Annotated in this window: 20 protein-coding genes and 2 pseudogenes; 10 read left to right on the top strand and 12 right to left on the bottom strand. The window is 73.8% G+C overall.

Translation table 11 applies throughout. The annotated features are described in order from the left end of the window. The first annotated feature begins 19 nt into the window (after positions 1–19). The gene (locus tag ACGF7U_RS04070) at positions 20–928 is read left to right on the top strand and encodes a serine hydrolase (RefSeq protein WP_393102648.1); all 909 of its coding nucleotides are present in this window, start codon (positions 20–22) and stop codon (positions 926–928) included. A gap of 153 nt (positions 929–1,081) precedes the next feature. Then, entirely contained in the window at positions 1,082–2,071 is a 990-nt protein-coding gene (locus ACGF7U_RS04065; RefSeq protein WP_393102646.1) for an MBL fold metallo-hydrolase, read from the top strand. An 84-nt stretch (positions 2,072–2,155) separates the two neighbouring features. Here the strand turns inward: ACGF7U_RS04065 and ACGF7U_RS04060 are convergent, their stop codons facing one another. The 4 genes from ACGF7U_RS04060 to ACGF7U_RS04045 form a co-directional block, all read right to left on the bottom strand. After that, positions 2,156–4,417, bottom strand: a complete 2,262-nt coding sequence (locus ACGF7U_RS04060) for an MMPL family transporter (protein ID WP_393102644.1) — start codon at positions 4,415–4,417, stop codon at positions 2,156–2,158. Next, positions 4,414–5,241, bottom strand: coding sequence for a DedA family protein (locus ACGF7U_RS04055; protein ID WP_393102642.1), 828 nt, complete (start codon positions 5,239–5,241; stop codon positions 4,414–4,416). Before ACGF7U_RS04055 ends, ACGF7U_RS04060 begins: the two co-directional genes overlap by 4 nt. Positions 5,242–5,563: 322 nt before the next feature. Continuing rightward, on the bottom strand, positions 5,564–6,055 hold the full coding sequence (gene purE, locus ACGF7U_RS04050) for a 5-(carboxyamino)imidazole ribonucleotide mutase (protein WP_393102640.1): 492 nt from the start codon (positions 6,053–6,055) through the stop codon (positions 5,564–5,566). A 100-nt stretch (positions 6,056–6,155) separates the two neighbouring features. Continuing rightward, complete coding sequence (locus ACGF7U_RS04045) at positions 6,156–7,337, bottom strand: 5-(carboxyamino)imidazole ribonucleotide synthase (protein ID WP_393102638.1); 1,182 nt, start codon at positions 7,335–7,337, stop codon at positions 6,156–6,158. 88 nt (positions 7,338–7,425) lie between these two features. Between ACGF7U_RS04045 and ACGF7U_RS04040 the strand changes: the two genes are divergently transcribed. Beyond that, positions 7,426–8,076: a pyridoxal 5'-phosphate synthase gene (locus ACGF7U_RS04040; protein WP_393102636.1), complete on the top strand. Its 651-nt coding sequence runs from the start codon at positions 7,426–7,428 to the stop codon at positions 8,074–8,076. Between the two features lie 3 nt (positions 8,077–8,079). Here ACGF7U_RS04040 and ACGF7U_RS04035 read toward each other — a convergent pair. The 5 genes and pseudogenes from ACGF7U_RS04035 to mca all read right to left on the bottom strand — a co-directional run. Beyond that, a pseudogene (locus ACGF7U_RS04035) lies at positions 8,080–8,784 on the bottom strand (hypothetical protein); the annotation flags it as partial. 51 nt (positions 8,785–8,835) lie between these two features. Further along, a pseudogene (locus ACGF7U_RS04030) lies at positions 8,836–10,131 on the bottom strand (thioredoxin domain-containing protein); the annotation flags it as partial. 40 nt (positions 10,132–10,171) lie between these two features. Then, complete coding sequence (locus tag ACGF7U_RS04025; RefSeq protein ID WP_393102946.1) at positions 10,172–12,640, bottom strand: putative bifunctional diguanylate cyclase/phosphodiesterase; 2,469 nt, start codon at positions 12,638–12,640, stop codon at positions 10,172–10,174. A gap of 242 nt (positions 12,641–12,882) precedes the next feature. Further along, positions 12,883–13,176, bottom strand: coding sequence for a hypothetical protein (locus ACGF7U_RS04020; RefSeq protein WP_393102634.1), 294 nt, complete (start codon positions 13,174–13,176; stop codon positions 12,883–12,885). A 48-nt stretch (positions 13,177–13,224) separates the two neighbouring features. Further along, complete coding sequence (gene mca, locus ACGF7U_RS04015) at positions 13,225–14,106, bottom strand: mycothiol conjugate amidase Mca (protein WP_393102632.1); 882 nt, start codon at positions 14,104–14,106, stop codon at positions 13,225–13,227. A gap of 192 nt (positions 14,107–14,298) precedes the next feature. On the opposite strand from mca, the gene ACGF7U_RS04010 reads away from it, so the two are divergent. Continuing rightward, positions 14,299–14,733, top strand: coding sequence for a DUF4307 domain-containing protein (locus ACGF7U_RS04010; RefSeq protein WP_393102630.1), 435 nt, complete (start codon positions 14,299–14,301; stop codon positions 14,731–14,733). A gap of 151 nt (positions 14,734–14,884) precedes the next feature. Continuing rightward, positions 14,885–15,382: a transcription elongation factor GreA gene (greA, locus tag ACGF7U_RS04005; RefSeq protein WP_091097597.1), complete on the top strand. Its 498-nt coding sequence runs from the start codon at positions 14,885–14,887 to the stop codon at positions 15,380–15,382. A gap of 70 nt (positions 15,383–15,452) precedes the next feature. Here greA and ilvA read toward each other — a convergent pair whose 3' ends face one another. From ilvA to ACGF7U_RS03990, 3 genes are read right to left on the bottom strand one after another with little or no spacing between them, the layout of a single operon-like run. Continuing rightward, complete coding sequence (gene ilvA, locus ACGF7U_RS04000) at positions 15,453–16,673, bottom strand: threonine ammonia-lyase (RefSeq protein WP_393102628.1); 1,221 nt, start codon at positions 16,671–16,673, stop codon at positions 15,453–15,455. A 50-nt stretch (positions 16,674–16,723) separates the two neighbouring features. Further along, the gene (locus ACGF7U_RS03995) at positions 16,724–18,121 is read right to left on the bottom strand and encodes an amidase (protein ID WP_393102626.1); all 1,398 of its coding nucleotides are present in this window, start codon (positions 18,119–18,121) and stop codon (positions 16,724–16,726) included. Between the two features lie 16 nt (positions 18,122–18,137). Further along, complete coding sequence (locus ACGF7U_RS03990) at positions 18,138–19,280, bottom strand: cystathionine gamma-synthase (RefSeq protein WP_393102624.1); 1,143 nt, start codon at positions 19,278–19,280, stop codon at positions 18,138–18,140. Positions 19,281–19,426: 146 nt separating this feature from the next. Here ACGF7U_RS03990 and ACGF7U_RS03985 point away from each other — a divergent pair, with 146 nt between their 5' ends. The 5 genes from ACGF7U_RS03985 (at position 19,427) to ACGF7U_RS03965 (ending at position 25,667) form a co-directional block, all read left to right on the top strand. Further along, positions 19,427–19,837 (top strand): HIT family protein, encoded by a 411-nt coding sequence (locus ACGF7U_RS03985; RefSeq protein WP_393102622.1) that lies wholly within the window; start codon positions 19,427–19,429, stop codon positions 19,835–19,837. A 184-nt stretch (positions 19,838–20,021) separates the two neighbouring features. Further along, positions 20,022–20,684: a peptide-methionine (S)-S-oxide reductase MsrA gene (gene msrA, locus ACGF7U_RS03980; protein WP_393102620.1), complete on the top strand. Its 663-nt coding sequence runs from the start codon at positions 20,022–20,024 to the stop codon at positions 20,682–20,684. Between the two features lie 203 nt (positions 20,685–20,887). Then, on the top strand, positions 20,888–22,672 hold the full coding sequence (locus ACGF7U_RS03975) for an N-acetylglutaminylglutamine amidotransferase (RefSeq protein ID WP_393102618.1): 1,785 nt from the start codon (positions 20,888–20,890) through the stop codon (positions 22,670–22,672). A gap of 14 nt (positions 22,673–22,686) precedes the next feature. Further along, complete coding sequence (ngg, locus tag ACGF7U_RS03970) at positions 22,687–24,486, top strand: N-acetylglutaminylglutamine synthetase (RefSeq protein WP_393102944.1); 1,800 nt, start codon at positions 22,687–22,689, stop codon at positions 24,484–24,486. After that, a complete protein-coding gene (locus ACGF7U_RS03965) occupies positions 24,483–25,667 on the top strand; it encodes an osmoprotectant NAGGN system M42 family peptidase (RefSeq protein WP_393102616.1) in 1,185 nt (394 codons plus the stop codon). The genes ngg and ACGF7U_RS03965 overlap by 4 nt, the downstream gene beginning before the upstream one ends. Positions 25,668–25,750 lie beyond the last annotated feature (83 nt).

Below are 25,750 nucleotides of genomic sequence, written 5' to 3'. Positions count from 1 at the left end.
TGGCGGCTACGGTGCCACGGTGGTGACGGAGCGGATCGGGCAGATCTTCGCGCGGGTCGGGGTCAGCGGCTGCCTGCACGTCGTCGACCTCGACGCGGTCGACGGCGGCCCGGGGGAGCCCGCCGGCCGGCGGGAGGTGGCGGTGCGGGCCGACGAGCAGGTGGTGATCGCCTCGATCTTCAAGATCCTGCTGGTGCTGGAGTTCGCCCGGCAGGTCGTCGCCGGCCAGCTCGACCCGCAGGAGCGGGTGCTCGTCACCGCCGACGACCGGCTCGGCGGGTGGGGGATCGCGGGCTGCGCCGACGACGCCGAGGTGTCGCTGCGGGACCTGGCGTACCTCGCCATGTCCGTCAGCGACAACACCGCCGCCGACCTGCTGCTGCGCCGGGTCGGGGCGGACGTGCTGCCGATGCTCGCCGCCGAGCTGGGGCTGCCGCGTACCCGGATCGTCGGCGGGCCCCGGCAGCTGGTCGAGATGATGCTCGCCGACGTCGGCGCGCGCACGGAGGCCGACTTCGCCCGGATCTTCCCGACCCTGCCGGCCGACCGGGTCCGCGCGATGCGGGTGTTCGACCCGGCGCACACCACGTCGAGCACCGCCCGGGAGATCACCCGGCTGCTCGGCCTGGTCTGGCGGGACGAGGCCGGCCCGCCCGAGGCGTGCGCGATGGTCCGGGGCTGGATGGCCCGGCAGCTCTTCTGGACCCGGCTGGCCGCTGGCTTCCCGCCGGGCGTGCGGGTCGCCGGCAAGACCGGCACCCTGCCCGGCCTGCACCTGGAGGCCGGCGTGGCCGAATACCCCGACGGCGGCCGGTACGCCGTCGCCGTCTTCGCCCGCGCGGCGCAACTCGCCACCCGCCGCATCGACGTCGACCTGGCGATGGGGCAGGCCGCCCACGCCGCCGTCGAGGCGCTGCGCGGCGGCTGATTCCCGGCCCTGACACCCCGGCTCCGGGCTCGTTGAGCTGGTCCGATATCCCGGCGGATATCGACCGATCCGGCCGTGGATCTTGGACCGGGCCCCGGTCGTGCTGGTTGGCTCGGCACCGACCGATCCGCACCACGACGGGGAGAGTTCCGCATGCCCAACCTCGACCGCCGCCGCTTCCTCCGCGACGCCGCCGCCGGCACCGCGCTGGTCTCCGCCGGGGGACTCGCCGGCGCCGCCCTGACCACCCCGGCGCAGGCCGCGCCGCCGGCCACCGCCCCGGTCGCCGCCGTGCCGGCCGGTCGCCGTCGCGGCCCGGTCAGTTTCCGCTGGTGGGGTACGTCGGCCTGGCGCATCGACATCGGCGACCGGACGGTCCTGGTCGACCCCTTCGTCAGCCGGATCGACACCGGGCTGTTCAGGGGCGCCTTCAACCAGGCCGCGAAGCTGGAGGTCCGCACCGACGTGGTGGACGCCCTGGTGGACCGGGCCGAGACTGTGCTCGTCACGCACACCCACTGGGACCACTACATGGACGTCCCGTACATCGCCGGCCGCACCGGCGCCCGGGTCGTCGGCACGCTGACGGCCTACCACCTCGGGCTGGCGTACAAGGTGCCGTCGGGGCAGCTCAGCCCGGTCAAGGGCGGGGAGGTGCTGGACTTCGGGGACTACACCGTGGAGGTCGTCAGCTCGCTGCACAGCCGCAACAAGTCGTACTCGATGGCCTTCCCCGGCGTCCGGGTGAGCCCGCCGCCGAAGCCCGAGACCGTCGCCGACCTGCCCGAGGGCGACACCCTCGCCTACCAGGTGCGGGTGGCCGACGGCCCGTCGGTGTTCTTCATGGGGGCGAGCGACTTCGTCGAGCGGAACCTGACCGGCCTCGCCCCGGACGTGGCCATGGTGGCGCTGCCGAGCACCACCGTCACGGCCGACTACGCCGAGCGGCTGCTCGACGCGCTGGACCGGCCGAAGGTCGTGGTGCCGGTGCACTTCGACAACTTCGAGACCGAGCTGCGCAACCCGGTGCCGGTGGCGGCGACGGACCGGGAGAAGTTGGACGGGCTGATCGCCGCGGTGCGGCGGGTCTCCCCGCGCAGCCGGGTGGTCGTGCCGGAGTACCACACCGCGTACCACTTCTGACCGGTCGGCGCGGGGGGGGGGGGGGGGGGGGGGGGGGGGGGGGGGGGGGGGGGGGGCGGCCCCCCCCCCCCCCCCCCCCCCCGGCTACCGGTCGACGGCCGCCATGAGGACCTGCGTGTCGGCGTCACGGTCGGCGTCCACGACCGTCGTCGCACGGCGGCCGGCAAGGAACCGCGGGGCCCACCAGTTCGCCTCGCCGAGCAGTCGCATGAGCGACGGCAGGACGACCGCGCGGATGACGGTGGCGTCGATCAGGATCGCGGCGGCGAGCCCCACGCCGAGTTGTTTGAACTCGACGATCGACAGGGTGGCGAAGATGGCGAACACGGCGACCATGATGATCGCGGCACTGCTGACCGTGGACGCCGACGAGACGATGCCCTGCTCGATCGCCTGCCGGGTGGGCACGCCCCGCTGGACCGCCTCGCGGATGCGGCTCACGACGAAGACGTGGTAGTCCATGGAGAGCCCGAAGAGGATGACGAACAGCATCAGCGGCAGCCAGGACACGATCGCGCCGTTGGAGGTGAACCCGAGCAGGTCCTCCGCCCAGGTGTGCTGGAAGACCAGCACCAGCAGCCCGTACGAGGCGGCCACGGAGATCGCGTTGAGCAGGATCGAGGTCAGCGCCACCACGACCGAGCGGAACGTGACGAGCATGACCAGGAAGGTCATGGCGAGCACGAACGCGACGACCGCCGGCAGCGCGTCAGCCATGCGGTCGCGGAAGTCGGCGTCGCTGGCGGTACGGCCGGCCACCGCCCACTCCGTGCCCGGGACCGTGCCGACCGTCTGCGGCAGCAACTCGGCACGCAGCCGGTGCAGCGACTGGGCCGCCGCGTGGCTGTCAGTGGTGCCCGCCACCCGGACGGTCGCCAGGAAGACGGTGCCGTCGGCGGACCTGCGCACGGTCGGGGGGCGGTCCTGGGCGAACCGGCTGTCCCCCTTGATCCGCGCGGCGAGATCGGTGATCTCCCGCTCCACCGCCGGCCCGCCCGCGCCGCCGGTGCGGATCGCGACGAGGTGGCTGGTGCCGAGCTCGTTGCCGGGGAACGCCTGGGCCAGGCGGTCGTAGGTGTGCAGGATCGGGATCGAGCGGGGCAGGTCGGTGAGGGTGGGCCGCTTGAGGTTCATCCCCAGCGCCGGGACGGCGACGACGACCAGCACTCCGACGGAGATCACGAACGTCGCCAGCGGCGCGCGCAGCGCCGGCCGCAGGACCGCCGCCCAGAAGCGGCTGCGCTCCGCCCGCTGGATCCGCCGGCCCAGGAAGGGCACGCGCGGCCGGTCCACCCACCGCCCGAGGACGACCAGGATCGCGGGCAGGACGGTGAGGGATCCGATCATGGCTACCCCGACGACCAGGATGGAGCCGGTCGCCATCGAGCTGAACGTGTTGTCGCCGACCAGGAACAGGCTGGCCATGGCGACCATGACGGCCACGCCGGAGACCAGCACGGCGTGCCCCGAGGTGCGGGCCGCGATCTCGACCGCGCTGCGGTGGTCGCGTCCGCGGGCCCGTTCCTCCCGCTCGCGGCGCAGGTAGAACAGCGAGTAGTCGACGCCGACCGCCATGCCGATCAGCAGGATGATGCTGTTGACCATCTCCCCCGCCGGGAAGATGTGCGAGGCGAACTGGGCCAGGCCCATCGCGCCGGCCACGGCCGACAACGCCAGCACGACGGGCACACCGGCGGCGATCAACGCGCCGAAGCTGAACAGCAGGATCACCAGCGCCACCGGCACGCTGATCAGCTCCGCCTTGACGAAGTCCGCCGCCAGCGTCTCGGTCAGCGCCTTGCCCAGGGAACCCGATCCCACCTGTTCCACCCGGAGGTCGGGGTGCCGCTGCTGCGTCTGCGACGTGGCCTCCAGCAGCGGCCCGACCCGCGCGTCGGCGTCGTCCGCCGAACCGGCCATCTCCACCTCGACCAGCACCGCCTGACGGCTGGGGGAGGTGATCGGGTCCGCCACCTTCGCCACGTCGGGCAGGGCGCGCATGCGCGCCGACAGGTCGGTGGCCACGGCCCGCGCACGGTCGAGATCGAGTTCGCCGGCCCGCGCCGTGATCAGGACGCTCTCCGCCGCCGGGGATTCGGGGAAGGCCCCGGCCTGCTCGATGCGGTCCGCACGGGCCAGTTCCCCGTGCAGGCTGTCCTGCGTGGTGGCCTCGACCGTGCCGACCAGGCTGCCACCGGCCACGCTGGCCAGGACGAAAACCAGCCAGGCCGTGATGGCGAGCCAGGGATGGTTGGCGCTCCACCGGCCCATCCGCGTGGTGAAGGGCGTACGGACGGCATGCCGCCGGCGGCGCGCCGGTGCGTGACCCTCGATACCCGGCGTCATCGGCCCTCCCCCGACCGGCGGGGCGTCCCGTACACGTTGCCGCGTGCGGCTCTGACCGACGCGGGGACCCCGGAGTAGCCGTACGGCTCGACGCTTGTGCCCGACCCGTGTGGTTCCGGCGCGTTCGGTGCGGGTTCGTTCTGCGTCTCCGAGCCGCTCCGACGCATCTTGATCAGGCGGGAGACGACGAAGTACCCCACGGCGAGCGCGCAGACCGCGATGACGACCTTCTGGAACGCCCCGACGTACGACTCGACGGAGTGCCAGTGCTCCCCGAGTTGGTAGCCGGCCATGATGAACACGGTGTTCCAGATCAGACTGCCCAACGTGGTGTAGAGCAGGAACGTGGCGATCGGCATGCGTTCCACGCCGGCCGGGATGGAGATGAGGCTGCGGAAGATCGGGATCATACGCCCGAAGAAGACCGTCTTCACCCCGTGCCGGGCGAACCACGCCTCCGTCTTGTCGAGGTCGCTCAGCTTGATCAGCGGCATCCGCGCGACGATCGCGCGGAGCCGGTCCCGTCCGAGCGCGACGCCGACGTAGTACAGCACCACCGCGCCCACCACCGAACCGATCGTGGTCCAGATGATCGCGGCGAACAGGCTCATCTTGCCCTGACTGGCGGTGAAACCGGCCAGCGGCAGAATCACCTCACTCGGAATCGGCGGGAACAGGTTCTCCAACGCGACCGCCAGGCCGGCGCCGGGCGCACCGAGCCGCTCCACGAGGTCGGTCACCAAGCCCACCAGGCCACCCGACGGCGGGTCGGACTCCTGGGTCAACGAGCCAGCGTCCATCGACGCATGCCACAAACTGATCATGCCGACAACGCTATGGACCCGCCTCGGGTCGGACCATGAGGTCGACCGCCGACCTCAGCGGGCCGACCCCAACGGCCGGGTACGGAAAACCACACCCCCATGCGCGCTCAGGGAGTCGCCCACACCTCTCGGCGTGGTCGGTGCCCGGCTGATCACCCCGCCACCGCCGACCGGCCACGTCGGTACCCGTCGCGGGGCGCGGGGCGCGGGGCGCGGGACGCGGGACGCGGGACGCGGGACAGCAGAGCCCGCCGGGCGGCGGCGCGTCCGGGGAGGGCCGTCGGGCGAGGGGGCGGTCAGGCGAGGGGGCGCTGAGGGACGCTCAGGCGAGGGAGGCGCGGAGGGCGGCGTCCTTCTCGGCCACCAGCTGCTCCAGGTCCGCCTGGTAGGCCGACATGCGGTCGAGCAGGGTGCGGTCGGCGGCGGCCAGGATGCGGACGGCGAGCAGCCCGGCGTTGCGGGCGTTGCCGATCGACACCGTGGCCACCGGCACGCCGGCCGGCATCTGCACGATGGAGAGCAGCGAGTCCATCCCGTCGAGGTGCTTCAGCGGCACCGGCACGCCGATCACCGGCAGCGGGGTGACCGAGGCGACCATGCCCGGCAGGGCGGCGGCGCCGCCCGCCCCGGCGATGATGACCTTCAGACCACGGTCGGCGGCGGCCCGGCCGTAGTCGATCATCTTGACCGGGGTGCGGTGCGCCGAGACCACCTCGACCTCGTACGTCACCTCGAACTCGTCCAGCACCTCGGCGGCGGCCTTCATCGTCGGCCAGTCCGAGTCACTGCCCATGATCAAACCGACGGTGCTCACTCCGGTCTGCCTCTCGTTCGCGACTGCGGGGCTCGCAAGCTCACTCCTCGCGCTCACCCCGCCTGCCTCTCGTTCGCGACCACGGGGCTCGCAAGCTCACTCACTGGTGCCCCTCCCGCAGCCAGCGGGCGGCCCGGGCGGCCCGCGTCCGTACGTCGTCCAGGTCCTCGCCGAGCACCGTGACGTGCCCGATCTTGCGGCCGGGTCGCACCTGCTTGCCGTAGAGGTGCACCTTCGCGCCCGGCTCGGCCGCGAAGAGGTGGTGCAGCCGCTCGTCGATCGACATCCCGCCCGGCTCGCCGCCGAGCACGTTCGCCATCACCACGACGGGCGCGGTCAGCGAGGTGTCCCCCATCGGGTAGTCGAGCACCGCTCGCAGGTGCTGCTCGAACTGCGACGTGCGCGCGCCCTCGATGGTCCAGTGGCCGGAGTTGTGCGGCCGCATCGCCAGCTCGTTCACCACGATCCGGCTGCCGCCGGGCGCGGCCGGGTCGGCCACCTCGAACAGCTCCACCGCGAGCAGACCGACCACGCCGAGCGCGGTGGCCAGGTCGATGGCGAGCTGCTGGGCCGCGACCGCCAGCTCCTCGGGCAGGTCCGGCGCGGGCGCGAGCACCTCGACGCAGATGCCGTCGCGCTGCACGGTCTCGACCACCGGGTAGACGGCGACCTGCCCGAACGGCGAGCGGGCCACCTGCACGGCCAGCTCCCGGCGCAGCGGCACCCGCTCCTCGACGATCAGCCGGGTGCCGCCGGCCAGCAGTGTGGCGGCCAGCTCGGCGGCCTGCGCGGCGTCGCCCACCATCCAGACACCCCGGCCGTCGTACCCGCCGCGGGCCGCCTTGAGCACGACGGGCCAGCCGACCTCGTCGCCGAAGGCCACCAGGTCGGCGGGCTCGGCCACGGGTCGCCACGCCGGGTTCGGCGCGCCCAGCTCGCCGAGCCGCTCGCGCATGACCCGCTTGTCCTGAGCGTGCAGCAGCGCGTCGGCCGGTGGGAAGAGCTTCACCCCCTCGGCGGCCAGCGCCCGGATGTGCTCGGTGGGGACGTGCTCGTGGTCGAAGGTGACCACGTCGCAGCCCTTGGCGAAGGTGCGCAGCGCGGCGAGGTCGGTGTAGTCGCCGTACTGGACGTCGGCGGCGACCAGCGCGGCGCCGTCGTCGGGGGCCAGCGCGAGCACGCGCAGCGACTGGCCGAGGGCGATCGCGGACTGGTGGGTCATCCGGGCCAACTGGCCGCCACCCACCATGCCGACAACAGGCAGACCGGTACGGGAATCCATAGCGGCGCCAGCCTATCGGGGCGACCCGCCGCCCGCGCCGCCGGATGGCGCATCGAACACCGGTCGCCCCTGCTGAAAGGATCATGGCATGACGATGCGTACCCTGCTCCGTGGCCTGCCGGTGCTCGCGCACGACATGCCGTCGTTCGATCCGGCCGCGGCCCCGGCCGACCCGCTGGCCCTCTTCGTCGAGTGGATGGCGGGCGCGGTCGACGCCGGCGTCGACGAGCCGCACGCCATGACCGTCTGCACCGTCGACGCCGACGGCATGCCGGACGCCCGGGTGCTGATCCTCAAGGACCTCGACGAGGCCGGCTGGCACTTCGCCACCAGCTCGGCGAGCGCCAAGGGCCGCCAGCTCGCCGCGAACCCCCGGACCGCGCTCAGCTTCCACTGGCGCGAGCAGGGCCGTCAGGTCCGGGTGCGGGGGATCGCCGCCCCCGCGGACCCCGCCGTCTCCCGGGCCGACTTCCTGGCCCGGCCCGAGGGGTCACGGATGGCCGGCCTGGCCGGCCGGCAGAGCGACGTGCTCGCCGACCGCGCCGAGCTGGACCGCGAGCTGGCCCGGGTCCGGGAGCGGCTGGCCGCCGAGCCGGACCTGGTCGCCGGGACGCACACCGTCTACGCGGTCGCGCCGCACAGCGTCGAGTTCTGGCAGGCCGACGCGCAGCGCCGACACGTGCGGCTGCGCTACCGCCGCACGGGCGCGGCCTGGGAACGCGAGCTGCTCTGGCCGTGAGCCTCAGCGCCGGCCGAGCTGGCCGACGAGGTCGTCCACCGTCGTCACCGGGCGCTCGCAGACGAAACCCCGGCAGGCGTACGCGGTGGGCCGCCCGTCGACCATCGGCCGGTCGGCGAGCAGCGGCACGCCGGGCTGGCCCGGCCGGCCCGCCACGATCACCGCGCCGGGTGGGGCGTGCCGGTGCGCCGCCGCGACCAGCGGGTCGCCGGTCGGCTCGTCGGTGACCACCGCGATCTCGTACGGCCCGGAGAGCAGCGCCTCGCCGACGGTCGCCGCGTAGCCGGTGAACCGGGCGTGCCGGCCGACGATCGGCGCCACGGTCGACAGCGCCGCCTCGGCGGCCTCCCGGTAGCGGGTCTCGCCGGTCAGCGCCGCGTACGCGACCAGCGCCGCGACGATCGCCGAGCGCCCGGACGGGGTGGCGTTGTCGGTGGGGTCGGCGGGGCGGGTGACCAGCCGCTCGGCGTCGTCGGCGGTGTCGTAGAAGGCGCCGCCCGGGGCGGCGAACCGCTCCAGCGCGGTGTCGAGCAGTTGGCCGGCCAGCTCCAGCCAGCGCCCCTCCCCGGTGAGCTGGTGCAGCGCGCAGAACGCCTCGGCCACGCAGCCGTGGTCCTCCAGCACCCCGGCCGGCTCGCCGACCACGCCGGCCCGGGAGACCCGGCGCAGCCGCCCGTCGACGATGTGCCGGTCGGCGAGCACCTCGCCGATCCGGACGGCCGCGGCGGCGGTGACCGGGTCGCCGGTGAGCGCGCTGTGCTCGACCAGCGCGGTGACCGCGAGCCCGTTCCAGGAGGCGACCACCTTGTCGTCGCGGGCCGGTTGGGGCCGGGTGTCGCGGACCTCGCGCAGCCGCGCCCGGACCCGCTCCCAGCGGGCGGCCACCTCCGGGGCGGCGTCGTCGACGTCCCGGGCCAGCCGCAGCACGCTGGTGCGGTGCTCGGCGCCCTCGCCCGCGTCCGGGGCGCCGCCCTGCGGCGCGGCGACGGGATGGAGGGCGAAGTTGCCGGTCTCGGTGACCGCGAACAGGTCGGCGGCGAAGCGGCCGTCGTCCTCCCCCAGCGCCTCGACGAGCTGGGTCGGCGTCCAGGCGTAGGTGAGCCCCTCGACGCCCTCGGTGTCCGCGTCCAGGGCGGAGGCGAGGCCGCCCTCGGGCGTGCCCAGGTCGTCGATCATGAAGGCGGCGGTCTCGGCGGCGACCCGCGCGGCCAGGGGGTCGCCGGTCAGCCGCCAGAGCTGGGTGTACGTCCGCAGCAGCAGCGCGTTGTCGTAGAGCATCTTCTCGAAGTGCGGCACGGTCCAGTGCGCGTCGACGGAGTAGCGGGCGAAGCCCCCGGCGAGCTGGTCGTAGATGCCGCCCCGGGCCATCGCCTCGCAGGTGTGCCGGGCGATCTCCAGGCTGCGCTCCGAGCCGGTGCGCTGGTGGTGGCGGAGCAGGAAGAGCAGGTTCATGTGCGGCGGGAACTTGGGCTCGCCGCCGAAGCCGCCGTTCGCGGCGTCGTACTCCCCGGCGAGCTGCTCGGCCGCGGCGTCGAGCAGCGCGGCGTCCAGCGGCGCGGTGGGGCCGCCGACGGCCTGGGCGCCGCCGATCGCCTCGACCACGGCGGCGCCCTGCTTGATCACGGCGTCCCGCTGGTCCCGCCAGGCGGCGGCGACCGACTCGAGCAGCCGGACGAAGTTCGGCCGGGGAAAGTAGGTGCCGCAGAAGAACGGGGTGCCGTCCGGGGTGGCGAAGACGGTCATCGGCCAGCCGCCCTGACCGGTCATCGCCTGGGTCGCGGTCATGTAGACGGCGTCCACGTCGGGACGCTCCTCGCGGTCCACCTTGATCGAGACGAAGTCGTCGTTCATCAGGGCGCCGACCTGCTCGTTCTCGAACGACTCGTGGGCCATGACGTGGCACCAGTGGCAGGCGGCGTAACCCACCGAGATGATCACGGGCACGTCGCGCCGCTTCGCCTCGGCGAACGCCTCGTCGCACCACGGCCACCAGTCGACCGGGTTGTCGGCGTGCTGAAGCAGGTACGGGCTCGTGGCGTCGGCGAGTCGGTTCACCCGACGACCATAACCACCCCGGGGCGCACCCGCCGGACGGTCAGGAGGCGCCGTCGGCGCGGAGGGGGAAGACGTTGGGGCGGGCCTCGTCGAGGAGGGTGCCGAGGACGGCGCCGATCTTGTCGGCCGGCATCGGCTTGAAGAAGTGGTAACCCTGGGCGGCGGTGCAGCCCAGCTCGGCCAGGGCCGAGCGCTGCTCGGCGGTCTCCACGCCCTCGGCGACGACCCGCAGGCCCAGCTCGTGGGCCAGCCCGACGGTGGTCCGCACGATCGCCGCCGCCTCCGGCGAGTCGGCCATCCGGATCACGAAGGAGCGGTCCACCTTGAGCTCGTCGACCGCGATCCGGGTGAGGAAGGTCAGCGAGGAGAAACCGGTGCCGAAGTCGTCCACCGCGAGCTGCACGCCCATCGACCGCAGCGTGCTGAGCACCTCGTCGATGACCTCCAGCTCGCTCATCACGACGGTCTCGGTGATCTCCAGGACCAGCCGGTCCGGCGGCACCTCGTGCCGCCGCAGCGCCTCGGCGATCTCGGCGGGCAGGCGGGGGTCGAGCAGGCTGCGCGCCGAGAGGTTGACCGAGATCGGCACGTCGAGCCCGTCCCGGGCCCAGCCGGCGGCGACGGCGAGCGCCTTGTCCAGCACGTAGCGGGTGAAGGCGCCGAGCTGCTCGCTGTTCTCCACCGGCCGGATGAAGTCGTGCGGGCCCAGCCAGCCCCGGCGCGGGTGCCGCCAGCGGATCAGCGCCTCGACCCCGGTCGGCGCGCCGGTGGCCAGGTCGACCGCCGGCTGCAACGCCAGCACCAGCTGGTCGTCCGCCTTGAGCGCCTCGCGCAACTCCGCCAGCAGGGCCAGCTGGTCGGTGCTCGCGGCGTCCCTGGTCGAGTCGTACGCGGCGACGCTGCCGCCGCCCTCCTTGGCCTGGTACATCGCGATGTCGGCCCGGCGCAGCAGCTCGGTCAGGTCGGCGGTGCCGGCGTCGGCGACCACCACCCCGACGGAGACCTCGACGGACATCCGGACCCCCGCCACCTCGGTCGGCGCGGCGAGCCGCTCGGCGATCTCGCGGGCCTGCCGCAGCGCGTACGCCATCGGGGCGGTCCGGTCGCCGAGCACCGGGACCGACGTCAGCAGCAGCGCGAACTCGTCGCCGCCGAGCCGCGCGAGCAGGTCGCCGGGACGGACGAGGGTGCCCAGCCGGTTGGCGGTCAACCGCAGCAACTGGTCGCCGGCGGCGTGCCCGAGGGTGTCGTTGACCTCCTTGAACTGGTTGATGTCGAGCAGCAGCAGCGCCACCGGGTGGTCGTGGGCGAGCTGCCGCAGCGCCTGGTCGCCCTTGCTGAGCATGGCCGAGCGGTTCACCAGCCCGGTGAGCTGGTCGTGCACCGCCTCGTACGACGAACGGGCGGTGACCAGCCGCAGCTCCCGGTGGGTGGCGGCGTCGTGCAGGGCGGCGGCGAGAGCGTCGCCGAACGCGGCCACCGCGTCGCGCTCCCGCGCGGTCGGCGGCGCCGAGCGCGGGAAGCGGATCCGCAGCTCACCCACCCGGGCGGCGCCCACGGTGAGGCCGCGGACCAGCTCGTGCTCCTCGGGGTCGGTCCGTCCGGGGGGCGCGACCTCCCGGTCGACCAGGTGGCCGCCCGGGTCGCCCCGGTAGCGCCGCCACCGACCGTCGCCCCGGGCAACGTCGACGTGGACGAGTTCCGCGTTGAACAGCGTCAGCGCGCCGGTCACCGCCGCGGTGGCGACCCCCCGCTCGTCGAGCTGGTTGAGCGCGGCGGTGGCCTCGGCGAAGGCCCGCCAGGTGCGCCGCTCCTGGTCGGCGCGGAGCCGGTGCCGGTAGGTCTGCTGGAGCAGCCAGAGCGGCGGCGGGAGCAGCAGCAGCCACCGCGCGTCGAGTTCCAGCAGCGCCACCACGACCAGCCCGACGGCGACGTTGCCGACGAACATCAGCAGCTTGCCGCGGAGCGCGGCGAGCAGCGGCGGGGCGATCGGAATCCCGTGCCGCAGCGCCAGGGTGGCCCCGCCCAGCCAGGCGGTGGCGAGCAGGTAGGCGACCGACCCCGCGACCACGGCCAGGGCGAGCCCCGGCGTCGGCGCGGCCAGCAGCGGCCGGCCGAGCGCGGTGGTGACCGAGACGGCCAGCGCGGTGGCGGCGGTCAGCGAGGCCGTGATCCGGACGACCTCCAGCACCGGCCGGCGGTCGCCCAGCAGCGACATCGCCGACCAGGCGAGCCCGGCGCCGAGCAGCGCGGCGGAGGGCAGCCAGCCGGCGGGCGCGAGGTAGAGACAGATGATCAGCGCGGCCTCGCCCCAGGTGATGCTCACCATCCCGGCGGCGGTGCGGAACCGCAGCCGGGCGAGCTGGGCGACGGCGAACACGACGACGGCGACGCCGAACCGGGCCGGCCCGCCGAGCGGATCGTCGGTGGGCAGGCGCGTCGGCAGCGTCCACCCCACCGCGGCTGCGACCAGGGCGGTCAGCGCGACGGCGGCGGTGAGCAGGAGCAGCCGCGGCGGGGTGCCGCGGTCTTCGAGCCGGTCGGGCGACTCGCCGGCCCTGCCGGAGGTCACCGATCCCCTCCGCCCGAGGGCCGGTCGCAGGTACGCCGGGCGGCCGCTGCTGTGGTGGTCATCGGCGCCCCCTCCCGCGCACGGCTCGGGAACTCTTGGTCCCCCCGGCGGAAGGCTAAGGCAAACCCGGTGACCGCAACAGGGGGCGACGACCCGGTTCGACGTGAATCATGCGTGGACTAGCCGTTGCGGCGCTGCTGACGCCCGTTGGGAGCGTCGGCGGATGAATCCTGCGGCCCGGTCCCGTCTGTCGGATCGACGACTGCCGCGTCGGCCCGGTGCGGGTCGACGGCCGACCCCTGCGCGGGGAACCGGTCGGGCAGCCGCCGCAGCCGGGCGTTCATGTTGCGGATCAACAGGATGGTGGCGGTCGCCAGGATCAGGATGAGGAAGAGGCCCATCGGCCCGGCCAGGCCACCCGAGCGGGTGTCCCCGAAGTTGTTCTGGGCGAGCACCTGTGCAGCGGTCAGCATGGCGTTCCTCCGGTGTGCGGTTGGTGACCAGGGTAGCCCGCAGCCGGATCAGCGGGCATGGACCGTCTCGCGCACCCCGGCGAAGAGGTCGGACTCGGGCAGCGGGCTGTCGACCAGCGAGCGGACGAGCTCGAAATCCTCCGTGGGCCACGCGCGCCGCTGCACCTCCATCGGCACGTGGAACCAGAAGCCGTCCGGGTCAATCTGGGTGGCGTGGGCGCGCAGGGCGTCGTCGCGGACCGGGAAGTAGTCGGCGCACTCCACCCGGGTGGTGATCCGGGGGCCCTTGTCGGGCCGGTCGTCCCAGCGCTTGAGCCAGTCCTCGTAGGGCGACTCCAGGCCGGCGGCGAGCATCGCCTCGTGCAGCGCCATGATCTTGCCCTTGGAGAAGCCGATGTCGTAGTAGAGCTTGAGCGGCTGCCACGGCTCGCCCAGCTCCGGGTAGCGCTCCGGGTCGCCGGCGGCGTCGAAGGCGGCCACGCTGATCTTGTGGGTCATGATGTGGTCGGGGTGCGGGTAGCCGCCCTCCTCGTCGTACGTGGTGACGACGTGCGGGCGGAACTGTCGCATCAGCCGCACCAGCGGGCCGGCCGCCACCTCGACGTCCTGCAGCGCGAAGCAGCCCTCCGGCAGCGGCGGCAGCGGGTCGCCCTCGGGCAGGCCGGAGTCGACGAAGCCGAGCCACGCCTGCTCGACGCCGAGGATGGCCCGCGCGGCGTCCATCTCGCCGCGGCGGATCTCGGCGATGTTGGCCCACACGTCCGGCCGGTCCATCTTGGGGTTCAACACGCTGCCGCGCTCGCCGCCGGTGCACGTGACCACCAGGACGTCCACGCCCTCGGCCACGTACTTCGCGGTGGTCGCGGCACCCTTGCTCGACTCGTCGTCAGGGTGCGCGTGAACGGCCATCAGTCGCAGTCGCTCTGCCAACGTCGGCGCTCCTCGTCTCTGCCGCCGGGCGGACCCCCCGCGGGACCGCCCGGCTGACCTGCCGGAATCCTCCCCCCGCGCCGGAACCTGGCGGTGCCGACGTGTCATTCTTGACGACGGGACGGGCTGGGAAGATGGAACTCTGCCATTCTTGCCGATGCCGCCGACAACAACGCCAGGAGATACCCGCCGGTGACCGAGACGCACGCCACACTCACCCCTGGCGCGCCGGCCTTCCCGCCCGGCCGGTACGGCCGCCGCCGGGAGCCCGGCCGCCGCCGACCGCTGCTGGCGGCGCTGCTGGTGATCGCCCTCGTCGCGGTCCTGAGCCTGGTCACGGTCCGGCTCTACCGGCAGTACGGCGACCCGAACTACGACGCCCAGGTGATCACCTACACCGGGATAACCGACAGCCAGGTGCTGGTCGACTTCCGGGTCACCGTGCCCGACGGCGGCTCCGCGGTCTGCCTGCTGCGCGCCCGGGACCGCGACGGCGCCGAGGTGGCGAGGGAAGAGGTCACGGTGACCGCCCGCCCGGGCCAGCGGCAGGTGACCGCGCAACACCGGCTGGTCACCAGCGCCCGCCCCTTCATCGGCGAGGTGGTGCGCTGCCGGCCCCCGGCCTGAGCAGCCACGACGCGGGCCGGACGCGCCGGCACGACGGGCCGGCGGCGCCGAACCGGGCACCGCCGGTGATCGTCGACACCCCCGTGTCGTACCGCACTGGTAACTTGGAGTTTCACCTGTCAGCCAGCACGCACATCTGAGGAGATCGCCTGTGTCCACTGGCAACGAGGCGCCCGCCACCTGGCTGTCCCAGGACGCATACGACCGGCTCCAGGCCGAGCTCGACGAGCTGATCGCCAACCGGCCGGTCATCGCCGCCGAGATCAACGCCCGGCGCGAGGAGGGCGACCTGCGGGAGAACGGTGGCTACCACGCCGCCCGCGAGGAGCAGGGCAAGGCGGAGGGGCGCATCCTCTACCTGAAGGAGTTGCTCCGCACCGCGCAGGTCGGCGAGGCGCCGACCGCCGACGTGGTGTCCCCCGGCATGGTCGTCACGATCTACTTCGACGACGACAAGGACGACACCGAGACGTTCCTGCTCGGCTCCCGGGAGATCGCGTCGACGACCGAGCTGACGGTCTACAGCCCCGAGTCGGCGCTGGGCAAGGCCATCCTGGGTGGTCGGGCCGGCCAGACCTGCACCTACACGGCCCCCAGCGGCGCCGACATCAAGGTGACCGTGGTCAGCTTCGAGCCGTTCTCCGGCTGATCCGCACCGCCCGGGCCGAGCCCGGCGCGACGATCCGCGCGACCCCGCTGAGGCGTGGCACCCACCGGTGTCACGCCTCAGCCGCGAAGACCACCTGGTAGCCGCTGGCCCGCAACGCGCTGATCAGCGTGTCGGAGTGCTCGACGCCGCGCGTCTCCACCGACAGCGCCACCTCCACCTCGCCCAGGCGCAGGTGCGGGTTGGCCCGCTGGTGCTCCACGTCCACCACGTTCGCCCGGTGCTCGGCGATCTCGCTGAGCAGCGAGGCGAGCTGGCCCGGACGGTCCGAGCAGCGCACGGTCACCCGCAGGTAGCGCCCGGCCGCGGCGAGGCCGTGCTCGATCACCCGGAGCATCAGCAGCGGGTCGATGTTGCCGCCGGAGAGCACCGCCACGACCGGCGGCTCCACCTCGACCGCGCCCGCCAGCAACGCGGCCACACCCACCGCGCCGGCCGGCTCCACCACCTGTTTGCCGCGCTCCAGCAACATCAGCAGCGCCCGGGAGATGTCCTCCTCGGAGACCGTGACGATCTCGTCGACCAGCTTGCGGACGTGGGTGAAGGTCAGCTCCCCCGGCCGGCCGACGGCGATGCCGTCCGCGATCGTGCTGAACGACGGGAGGCGTACCGGCTCGCCAGCCACCAGGCTGGGCGGAAAGGCGGCCGCGCTCGCCGCCTGCACGCCGACGATCCGCACGTCCGGCCGCAGCGCCTTGGCGGCCACCGCCATGCCGGAGACCAGGCCACCGCCGCCCACCCCGGTGATGATCGTCTTGACCTCGGGGCACTGTTCGAGGATCTCCAGGGCCACCGTGCCCTGCCCGGCGATCACGTCCCGGTGGTCGAAGGGGTGGATGAGCGTCGCCCCGGTCCGCTCGGCGAAGGTCTGCGCCGCGACCAGGGACTCGTCGACCGTGTTGCCGACCAGTTCGACCGCCGCGCCGTACCCCTTGGTGGCGGCGACCTTCGGCAGCGGCGCGTTCACCGGCATGAAGACGGTGGCGTGCGTGCCGACGAGGCCGGCGGCGAGCGCCACCCCCTGGGCGTGGTTGCCGGCGCTCGCCGCGACCACACCGTTGGCCCGTTCCGCCGCCGACAGCCGGGAGATCCGCACGTACGCGCCGCGCACCTTGTACGAGCCGGCGCGCTGCAGGTTCTCGCACTTGAGCCACGTCGGCCCGCCCAGCGCCGCGCTGAGCGGGCGGGAGGGCTCCAGCGGGGTGGTCCGGGTGACGCCCGCGAGCAGTTCCCGCGCGGCCCGTACGTCGGCGAGACCGACCAGTTCCGTCATGCCCTGATCGTGCCACCCGCCGCCCTCGCCGACGCGCCCACGCCCGCGTGTCAGACGGCGGCGGGAATGCGGGGGTAGCCGGGGGCGTGGCGGGACCAGGGGGCCTGCATCTCGAACTGGCCGGCGACGCCGAGCAGCAGCAGCTCGCTGCCGGGCGGGCCGATCAGCTGCACGCCGACCGGCAGCCCGTCCGGGCGGCGGCCGACCGGCACCACCAGGGCGGGCAGGCCGGCGATGTTCCACGGCGCGGCGAACGGGGCGTACCGGATGCTGGCCAGCATGTTGGCCCGCCAGGACCGGCCGGACCAGCCCTCGGCCGCCGGTGGCACGGTGGCCAGGGCCGGGGTGAGCAGCAGGTCGATCGAGTGGTCGGCGAAGAAGCCGATCGAGCGTTCGCGCCAGGCGGCCCGGTCGGTCTCCCGGACGTACCCGCGCCGCTGCGCCCATTCGCCGAGGGCGACGTGCCGGCGGCTGCGCCGCTGGAGGCCGCGCCGGTCCAGCCCGGCGGCGCGGACGTCGGCGGCCGCCGCGGCGAACCACGTGGCGATGCCCTGCAGGCCCAGCGCCGTCGGATAGACCGGGTCGGCCGGCACGGTGTCGTGGCCGGCGCCGGCCAGCAGCCGGCCCGCGGCGGCGACCGCGTCGCGGTTGGGCTGGTCGGGGTGCACGCCCCGCACCGGCGAGCGGAGCGAGACGCCAACCCGCAGCCGCTGCGGCGGGACCAGCTTCTCCGGGCGGCGGCCGGCCAGCACCGAGAAGCCGACGGCCGCGTCGGCGACCGTGCTGGTGAGCGTGCCGTGCTCGGTGAGGCCGAACCAGTCGTCCGCGCCGAGCTGGCACGGAATCACCCCCCGGCCCGGCTTGAGCCCGAGCAGGCCGCAGCAGGCCGCCGGGATGCGGATCGAGCCGAGGCCGTCGGTGCCGTGGGCGATCGGCACCAGCCCGGCGGCGACCGCGGCGGCCGCGCCACCGGAGGAGCCGCCCGGGGTGCGCCCGGTGTCCCAGGGGTTGCGGGTGACGGCGCTCTCGTCGTCGGTGATGCCCCACAGGCCGAGCTCGGGCATCCGGGTCACCCCGAGGATCACCGCGCCGGCGCCGCGCAACCGGCGGACCACCTCGTGGTCGGCCTCCGCCACCGGCGTACGCGCGGCGGCCGACCCGTTCCAGGTGGGCAGGCCGGCGACGGCGGTGTTCTCCTTGACCGCCACCGGCACCCCGGCCAGCGGCAGGTTGGCCAGGTCCTCCTGCTCGTCGACCTTCTCCGCCTCGGTGATCGCCTCCCCGCCGCGTACCGCGCGGAACGCGGCGAGTTCGGCGTCGACCCGGGCGATGTGGTCCAGGTGGTCCGCGACGACCTGGGTGGCCGTGACGTCGCCCCGGCGTACGCCCCGGGCGATCTGCTTGGCGGTCGCCCCCACCCAGGTCGGCATGATGTCCTGCACGGCCACCCTCCCTCACCAGCGGTCAGCCCAGCGCCTGCTCCAGATCGGCGAGCAGGTCGTCGACCGTCTCGATGCCGACAGACAGTCGCACGAGATCGCCGGGAACTTCAAGCGGCGAGCCGGCGGCACTTGCGTGTGTCATCCGGCCCGGGTGCTCGATCAGGGATTCCACGCCGCCGAGCGACTCGGCGAGCACGAACAGCTTGGCCCGGTTGCAGATCTCGACGGCGTGCTCCTCACCGCCGGCCGCACGGAAGGAGATCATCCCGCCGAACCGGCGCATCTGCTTGGCGGCCACCTCGTGGCCGGGGTGCGAGGGCAGGCCCGGATAGATGACCTGGCCGACCTTGGCGTGCCCGTCCAGGTAGGCCGCGATCCGCTCGGCGTTGTCGCAGTGCCGGTCCATGCGTACGCCGAGGGTCTTGATCCCGCGCAGGGTGAGCCACGCGTCGAAGGGGCCGTTGATCGCGCCCATCGCGTTCTGGTGGTAGCGCAGTTCCTCGCCGAGCCCGGCGTCGGCCGTGACGAGCGCGCCGCCGACCACGTCGGAGTGACCGCCGACGTACTTGGTGGTGGAGTGCACCACCACGTCCGCGCCGTGCGCGATCGGCTGCTGCAGGTACGGCGAGGCGAAGGTGTTGTCGACCACCAGCAGGGCGCCCGCGTCGTGCGCGACGGCGGCAAGCGCGGCGATGTCGGCGATGCCGAGCAGCGGGTTGGTGGGCGTCTCCACCCAGACGATCTTCGTGGTGCCGGGGCGGATCGCGGCCCGGATCGCGTCCGTGTCGGAGACCTTCGCCGGGGTGAAGTCCAGCCTCCAGCGCTCGGCGACCCGGGCGAAGAGCCGGTACGTGCCGCCGTACGCGTCGTCGGGGATCACCACGTGGTCGCCCGGCTTGCAGACGGTGCGCAGCAGGGTGTCCTCGGCGGCCAGGCCGCTGGCGAAGGCGAGCCCGACGGACCCGCCCTCCAGCGCGGCGAGGCACTCCTGGAGCGCGTCGCGGGTCGGGTTGCCGGAGCGGCTGTACTCGTAGCCCAGCCGGGGCGCGCCGACGGCGTCCTGGGCGTAGGTGCTGGTCTGGTAGATCGGTGGGATCACCGCGCCCGTGCGGGCCTCCGGGTCCTGACCGGCGTGGATGGCGAGCGTCTCGAAGCCGTGACTCATGCCGGTGAGGCTAGCCGCCCGGGGGACGGGGGGCGGCACAACCCGCGCCCCGCGACGGACGCGGCGGCGCCGCGCGCCACGGTGCGGCCGCGCGCCGCGCGCGCCACGGTGCGGCCGGCGCTCGCGGTCGCGGTTACCCTGCCCGGATGAGCGGGTGCGTGTTCTGCGGGATCGTGGCCGGCGAGGTGCCGGCGTTCCGGGTGGCCGACGAGCCGGACGGGACGGCGTTCCTGGACACCCGGCCGGTCTTCAGGGGGCACGTGCTGGTGGTGCCGCGCACGCACCTGGTCACCCTGGCGGAGCTGCCGGCCGACCTGCTGACCGGCTACTTCGGCCTGGTGCGGCGGCTGGCGGTCGCGGTGGAGACCGGCCTGGGGGCCGGCGGGACGTTCGTGGCGATGAACAACAAGGTGTCCCAGTCCGTCCCGCACCTGCACACCCACGTGGTGCCCCGGACGAAGGGCGACGGGCTGCGCGGCTTCTTCTGGCCCCGCACCCGCTACGCCGACGACGCGGAGGCGCAGGAGTACGCCGCCCGGATCACCGCCGCACTCTGACGGGGCGGTCCAGCGGGTCGGGAGAACCCCGTCGGCGCCGTGGGGAGCGACCGGGGCCACGGACCGACCTGACGCCCGCGGACTCCCGCCCGGACATCGCGCCCGCCTGAGTGCGGACGGGGCGGGTAAGGAAGGCGGGTCCGGCGGTGTTGCACGCTGGGAGAGGTACGAGAGGAGTCCCACCGTGTTCCTGCGCCGCATGAAGGCCGAGTTGCCCACCCCCGACCAGGCCCTGCCCGGTCGCCTCATCGCGATGCCCATCGCGGACCGGCACGAGGTGCTGGGCACCCCGCTCAAGGGCCCGTTCCCGGAGGGCTCCCAGGTGGCCGTGTTCGGCATGGGCTGCTTCTGGGGCGCCGAGCGGCTGTTCTGGACCCTGCCCGGCGTGATCACCACGTCCGCCGGCTACGCGGGCGGCATCACGCCGAACCCGACGTACGAGGAGGTGTGCTCGGGCATGACGGGGCACGCCGAGGTGGTCCAGGTGGTCTACGACCCCATCAGGATCAGCTACGAGGACCTGCTCAAGGTCTTCTGGGAGAACCACGACCCGACCCAGGGCATGCGCCAGGGCAACGACGTCGGCACCCAGTACCGGTCGACGATCTACGCGACCACCGACGAGCAGCTCGCCACCGCGCGGGCGTCCCGGGACGCGTTCGCGCCGATCGTGGCGCGCGCCGGCAAGGGCGAGATCACCACGGAGATCGACCGGCTGGGCGAGTACTACTTCGCCGAGGACTACCACCAGCAGTACCTGGCGCCGACGAAGAACCCGAACGGGTACTGCAACCACGGCCCGAACGGGCTGAGCTGCCCGGTGGGCATCGCCCGCACCGCCGGCTGAGCCGGCACGCACCCGCGAACGGGCCTGCGGTGTTTGTCACACCGCGGGCCCGTTTCCGATTCGGGCACCGGGCGGGGCCAGGCCGGAAACGCCCCCGCCACCGCCCGCCGGGCGGGCGAGGTCGGGCATTTTAGCAACCGCACACCCTTGCCGGCATCAGCTCAACGGGCGGACCCGGTCGACCTCTGGCAGCATTGCCTCGCATGTGCGGACTTGCGGGAGAGTTCCGCCGTGACGGCTCGCGCGCCGACGTGTCGGCGGTGGAGCGCATGGCGGCCACGATGAGCGACCGGGGGCCCGACGACAGCGGCGTCTGGGCCCAGGGCCCGACGGCCCTCGGACACCGACGCCTGAAGATCATCGACCTCTCCGCCGCGAGCGGCCAGCCCCTGGTCGACCCCGGCGCGGGACTGACCGGCGTGTTCAACGGGTGCATCTACAACTACCGGGAACTGCGCGCGGAACTCCAGGCGAAGGGGCATCGCTTCTTCTCCACCGGCGACAGCGAGGTCGTGCTCAAGGCGTACGCCGAGTGGGGGCTCGACTTCGTCGACCACCTGGTCGGCATGTTCGCCGTGGCGATCAGCGAGCGGGACACCGGCCGGCTGGTGCTGGCCCGGGACCGGCTCGGCATCAAGCCGCTCTACGTGGCCGAGACGCCGGGCGTGGTGCGCTTCGCCAGCACCCTGCCCGCGCTGCTGGCCGGAGGCGGGATCGACACCGGCATCGACCCGGTCGCGCTGGCGCACTACCTGAGTTTCCACAGCATCGTGCCGCCGCCGCGCACCATCCTGCGCGGCGTCGCCAAGCTGCCCCCGGCGACCGTACGGATCTACGAGCCGGACGGCCGCACCTTTGAGCGGACCTACTGGGACCCGGCCTTCACCCGCTCCGCCGAGCGGGCCGGCTGGTCCGAGCGGGACTGGCAGGACGCCCTGCTGGAGTCGCTCACCACCGCCGTACGCCGGCGGATGGTCGCCGACGTGCCGGTCGGTGTGCTGCTCTCCGGCGGGCTCGACTCCAGCCTCGTGGTCGCGCTGCTCGCCGGCGAGGGCCAGCGCGGGCTGTCCACCTTCTCCATCGGCTTCGACGCGGTCGGCGGCCGGGAGGGCGACGAGTTCCGCTACTCCGACCTGGTCGCGAAGACGTTCGACACCGACCACCACCAGATCCGGGTGGCCGCCGCCGACCTGGTGCCGCCGCTGGAGGCGGCCGTCGCCGCCATGTCCGAGCCGATGGTCAGCCACGACTGCGTCGCGTTCTACCTGCTCAGCGAGGTGGTCGCGCAACACGTCAAGGTGGTGCAGTCCGGCCAGGGCGCGGACGAGATCCTCGGCGGCTACCACTGGTACCCGCCGCTCGCCGAGGTCGGCCGGGACGGGGCGCTCGACACGTACGCCCGGGCCTTCTTCGACCGGGACGCGGCCGGGCTGGCCCGGGTGCTCAACCCGGCCTGGCTGGCCGACGGCGACCCGGCGCGGGAGTTCGTGGCCGCGCACCTCGGCCGGGCCGGCGCGGAGACCGCGGTCGACGCCGGGCTGCGGATCGACACCCAGGTCATGCTGACCGACGACCCGGTCAAGCGGGTGGACAACATGACCATGGCGCACGGGCTGGAGGCCCGCGTGCCGTTCCTCGACCACGAGTTCGTCGAGCTGGCCGCGAGCTGCCCGCCGGAGTTGAAGCTGGCGCAGGGCGGCAAGGGGGTGCTCAAGGAGATCGGCCGTCGGGTGCTTCCGCACGAGGTCATCGACCGGCCGAAGGGCTACTTCCCGGTCCCGGGCCTCACCCACCTGGAGGGCAAGCTCCTCGACCGGGTACGCGACGCGCTCTCCGCGCCGGAGGCCCGCCGCCGGGACCTGTTCCGCGCCGACTACGTCGACGCGCTGCTCGCCGACCCGAACGCCGAACTGACCCCGCTGAACGGAAACAAGCTGTGGCAACTCGGACTCCTGGAAATGTGGCTCCAGAGCCACGGAATCGACTGACCGTGACCGACACCATGGCCACCGGCTCCGCCCGGACCAGCCGGTTCCGCGACCCCCGCCGGCGGGAGCCCGTCGGGCCCGGCGGCGACCCCATGGCCCCGGGCACGCCGGAGCCCCCCACCCGCGAGGGCGACACCGACGTGGTGCTGGACTGCGGCTGGGGCCGGCTCGTCTTCGGGCAGACCTTCACCGACCAGGCCGCCGTCGCCGCCGTGCTGCGCTCCGAGGCCGCCGGCTCCCGGGACATCTGCATCTATCTGCGCGACCCGCACGTCCTGGTCTCCCGGCTGCCCGACGAGCTGTTCATCGACCCATCGCTGACCTACCGGCTGCCGCTCGACGGCGACCGGCCGGCCGACGACGACGTGCCGGGGCTGACGATCCGCCCGCTGCGGGACCCGGCCGACGCGGACGCGGTGAACCGGATCTACGCCCGCAACGGCATGGTCACCGCCCCGGTCGACGTGCTCGTGGCCAACGCCCGCACCGAGCGCTTCCTGCACCTCGTGGCCGAGGACGCGACCGGCGAGGTGGTCGGCACCATCACCGGCGTGGACCACGTCGCGGTCTTCGACGACCCGGAGAACGGGGCCAGCCTGTGGTGCCTCACCGTCGACTTCAACACCGCCCCGCCCGGCACCGGGCAGGCCCTGATCACGGCGCTGGCCGCCCGGCTGGTCGCGCGCGGCCGGGCGTACGTGGACCTGTCCGTGCTCGCCGAGAACGCCGGGGCGATCCGGCTCTACGAGCGGCTCGGCTTCTACCGGACGTCGACGCTCTGCGTGAAGCGGAAGAACCCGATCAACGAGCGGCTCTTCCTGCCCGCCACGCCCGAGGGGTACGACCAGCTCAACCCGTACGCGAAGATCGTCGCCGACGAGGCGATGCGGCGCGGCATCCGGGTGGAGGTCACCGACCCGGCCTGGGGTGAGCTGCGGCTGAGCAACGGCGGGCGGACGATCCTGACCCGCGAGTCGCTGTCGGAGCTGACCTCGGCGGTGGCCATGAGCCGCTGCGACGACAAGCGGGTGACCCGCCGGATCCTCGCCGAGGCGGGGCTGTCGGTGCCGCGCGGGCGCACGGCCACCGGCGACGACGGCGACGCCGCCTTCCTCGCGGAGGTGGGCCGGGTGGTGGTCAAGCCGGCACGGGGCGAGCAGGGCAACGGCATCACGGTGGGCGTACGGACCCCCGAGGCGCTGGCCACCGCCGTCGAACTGGCCGCCCGGTTCTGCCCCGACGTGCTGATCGAGGAGATGCGCGCCGGCGAGGACCTGCGGGTGGTGGTCATCGACCACGAGGTGGTGGCCGCCGCGGTCCGCCGCCCCGCCTCGATCACCGGCGACGGGGTGCACGACATCGCCGAGCTGATCGAGCGGCAGAGCCGCCGCCGGGCCGCCGCCACCGGCGGCGAGTCCACGATCCCGCTCGACGACATGACCCGGGACGTCATCGCCGAGGCCGGCCACGAGCTGCACGACGTGCTGCCCGAGGGGCAGGTGCTGGCCGTACGCAAGACCGCCAACCTGCACACCGGCGGCACCATCCACGACGTCACCGGCGAGCTGCACCCCGCCGTCGCGGAGGCGTGCGTGACGGCGAGCCGCGCGCTCGACATCCCGGTCACCGGGCTGGACCTGCTGGTGCCCGCCCCGGACGGGCCCGAGCACGTCTTCATCGAGGCCAACGAGCGGCCCGGCCTGGCCAACCACGAGCCGCAGCCGACCGCCGAACGCTTCGTCGACCTGCTCTTCCCCGGCACCCGCGCGCCGCAGCGGCTCTGGTCCCCGGTCGGCCCGGGAGGCGCCGCGTGAGCCCGAGGTTGCTGGAGATCGACCTGGACTACCTGCACCAGGTGCTGGTGGAGCTGCTGGAGATCCCGAGCCCGTCGGGGCGCACCGACCACGTGCAGCAGTACGTCGGCGAGCGGCTCTCCGCGCTCGGCATCGGCTCCACGCTGACCCGGCGCGGCGCGCTGAGCGCCTGCCTGCCCGGCCCCCGCCAGACCGGGGCCGACCGGGCCATCGTGGTGCACACCGACACCATCGGCGGCATGGTCAAGCGGCTGAAGGAGAACGGCCGGCTGGAGCTGAAGCCCATCGGCACGCACAGCGCCCGGTTCGCCGAGGGCGCGCACGTGCGGATCTTCACCGACGACCTCGACCGGGTGATCACCGGCCAGGTGCTCCCCCTCAAGGCCAGCGGCCACCGCTACAACGAGGCCGTCGACTCCCAGGGCATCGGCTGGGAGCAGGTCGAGGTGCGCGTCGACGAGCCGGTCGACGACATCGCCGGCCTGCGGGCGCTCGGCGTCGACGCCGGCGACTTCGTCGCGTTCCTGCCGAACCCGACGGTCACCCCCAGCGGGTACGTCAAGTCCCGGCACCTCGACGACAAGGCGGGCGTGGCGGCGGTGCTGACCGCGTTCAAGGCGATGGTCGACGCCGGCGTACGCCCGGCGGTCACCGCACACCTGCTGGTCACCGTGACGGAGGAAATCGGGCACGGGGCCTCGCACGGGCTGGACCCGGACGTCGCCGAGATCGTTTCGGTGGACGCGGCGGTGGTCGCTCCTGGCCAGCAGTCCCGGGAGGACGCGGCCACCCTGGCGATGGGCGACGGCGTGGGGCCGTTCGACTACCACCTGACCCGCAACCTGGCCTCGATCGCCGCCGAGCACGGGGTGCGCCTGGTCCGGGACGTCTTCGACTACTACCGCTCGGACGTGGCGGCGGCGGTGGAGGCCGGGGCGCACGCCCGGGTGGCGCTGCTCGGTTTCGGCGTGGACGCCACCCACGGGCACGAGCGCACCCACCTCGACGGGCTGCGCCAGCTCACCCAACTGCTCTGCCTCTACCTCCAGAGCGACCTGGTCTTTCCCGAGTGGGACGCCGAACCGGAGGGCGACCTGGCCGACTTCCCGTCGCTGGCGGTGCAGCCGGCCAGCGAGGAGGGCCCCCGCGAGGGCCCGATCGGCGTCGCCGAGACCTCCTGACCACCGCGCCGGCCCGGTCGGGACCGCCGGACTATTCCCGCCCGCTCTGTGATCGAAATCCGTTGCCGGCGGCGTGAGGGCTC

It is taken from the genome of Micromonospora sp. NPDC047670, from assembly GCF_043204915.1.
GTDB lineage: Bacteria > Actinomycetota > Actinomycetes > Mycobacteriales > Micromonosporaceae > Micromonospora.
The sequence above is the reverse complement of the archived record's forward strand: the minus strand, read 5'-3'. Positions and strand labels throughout refer to the sequence as shown.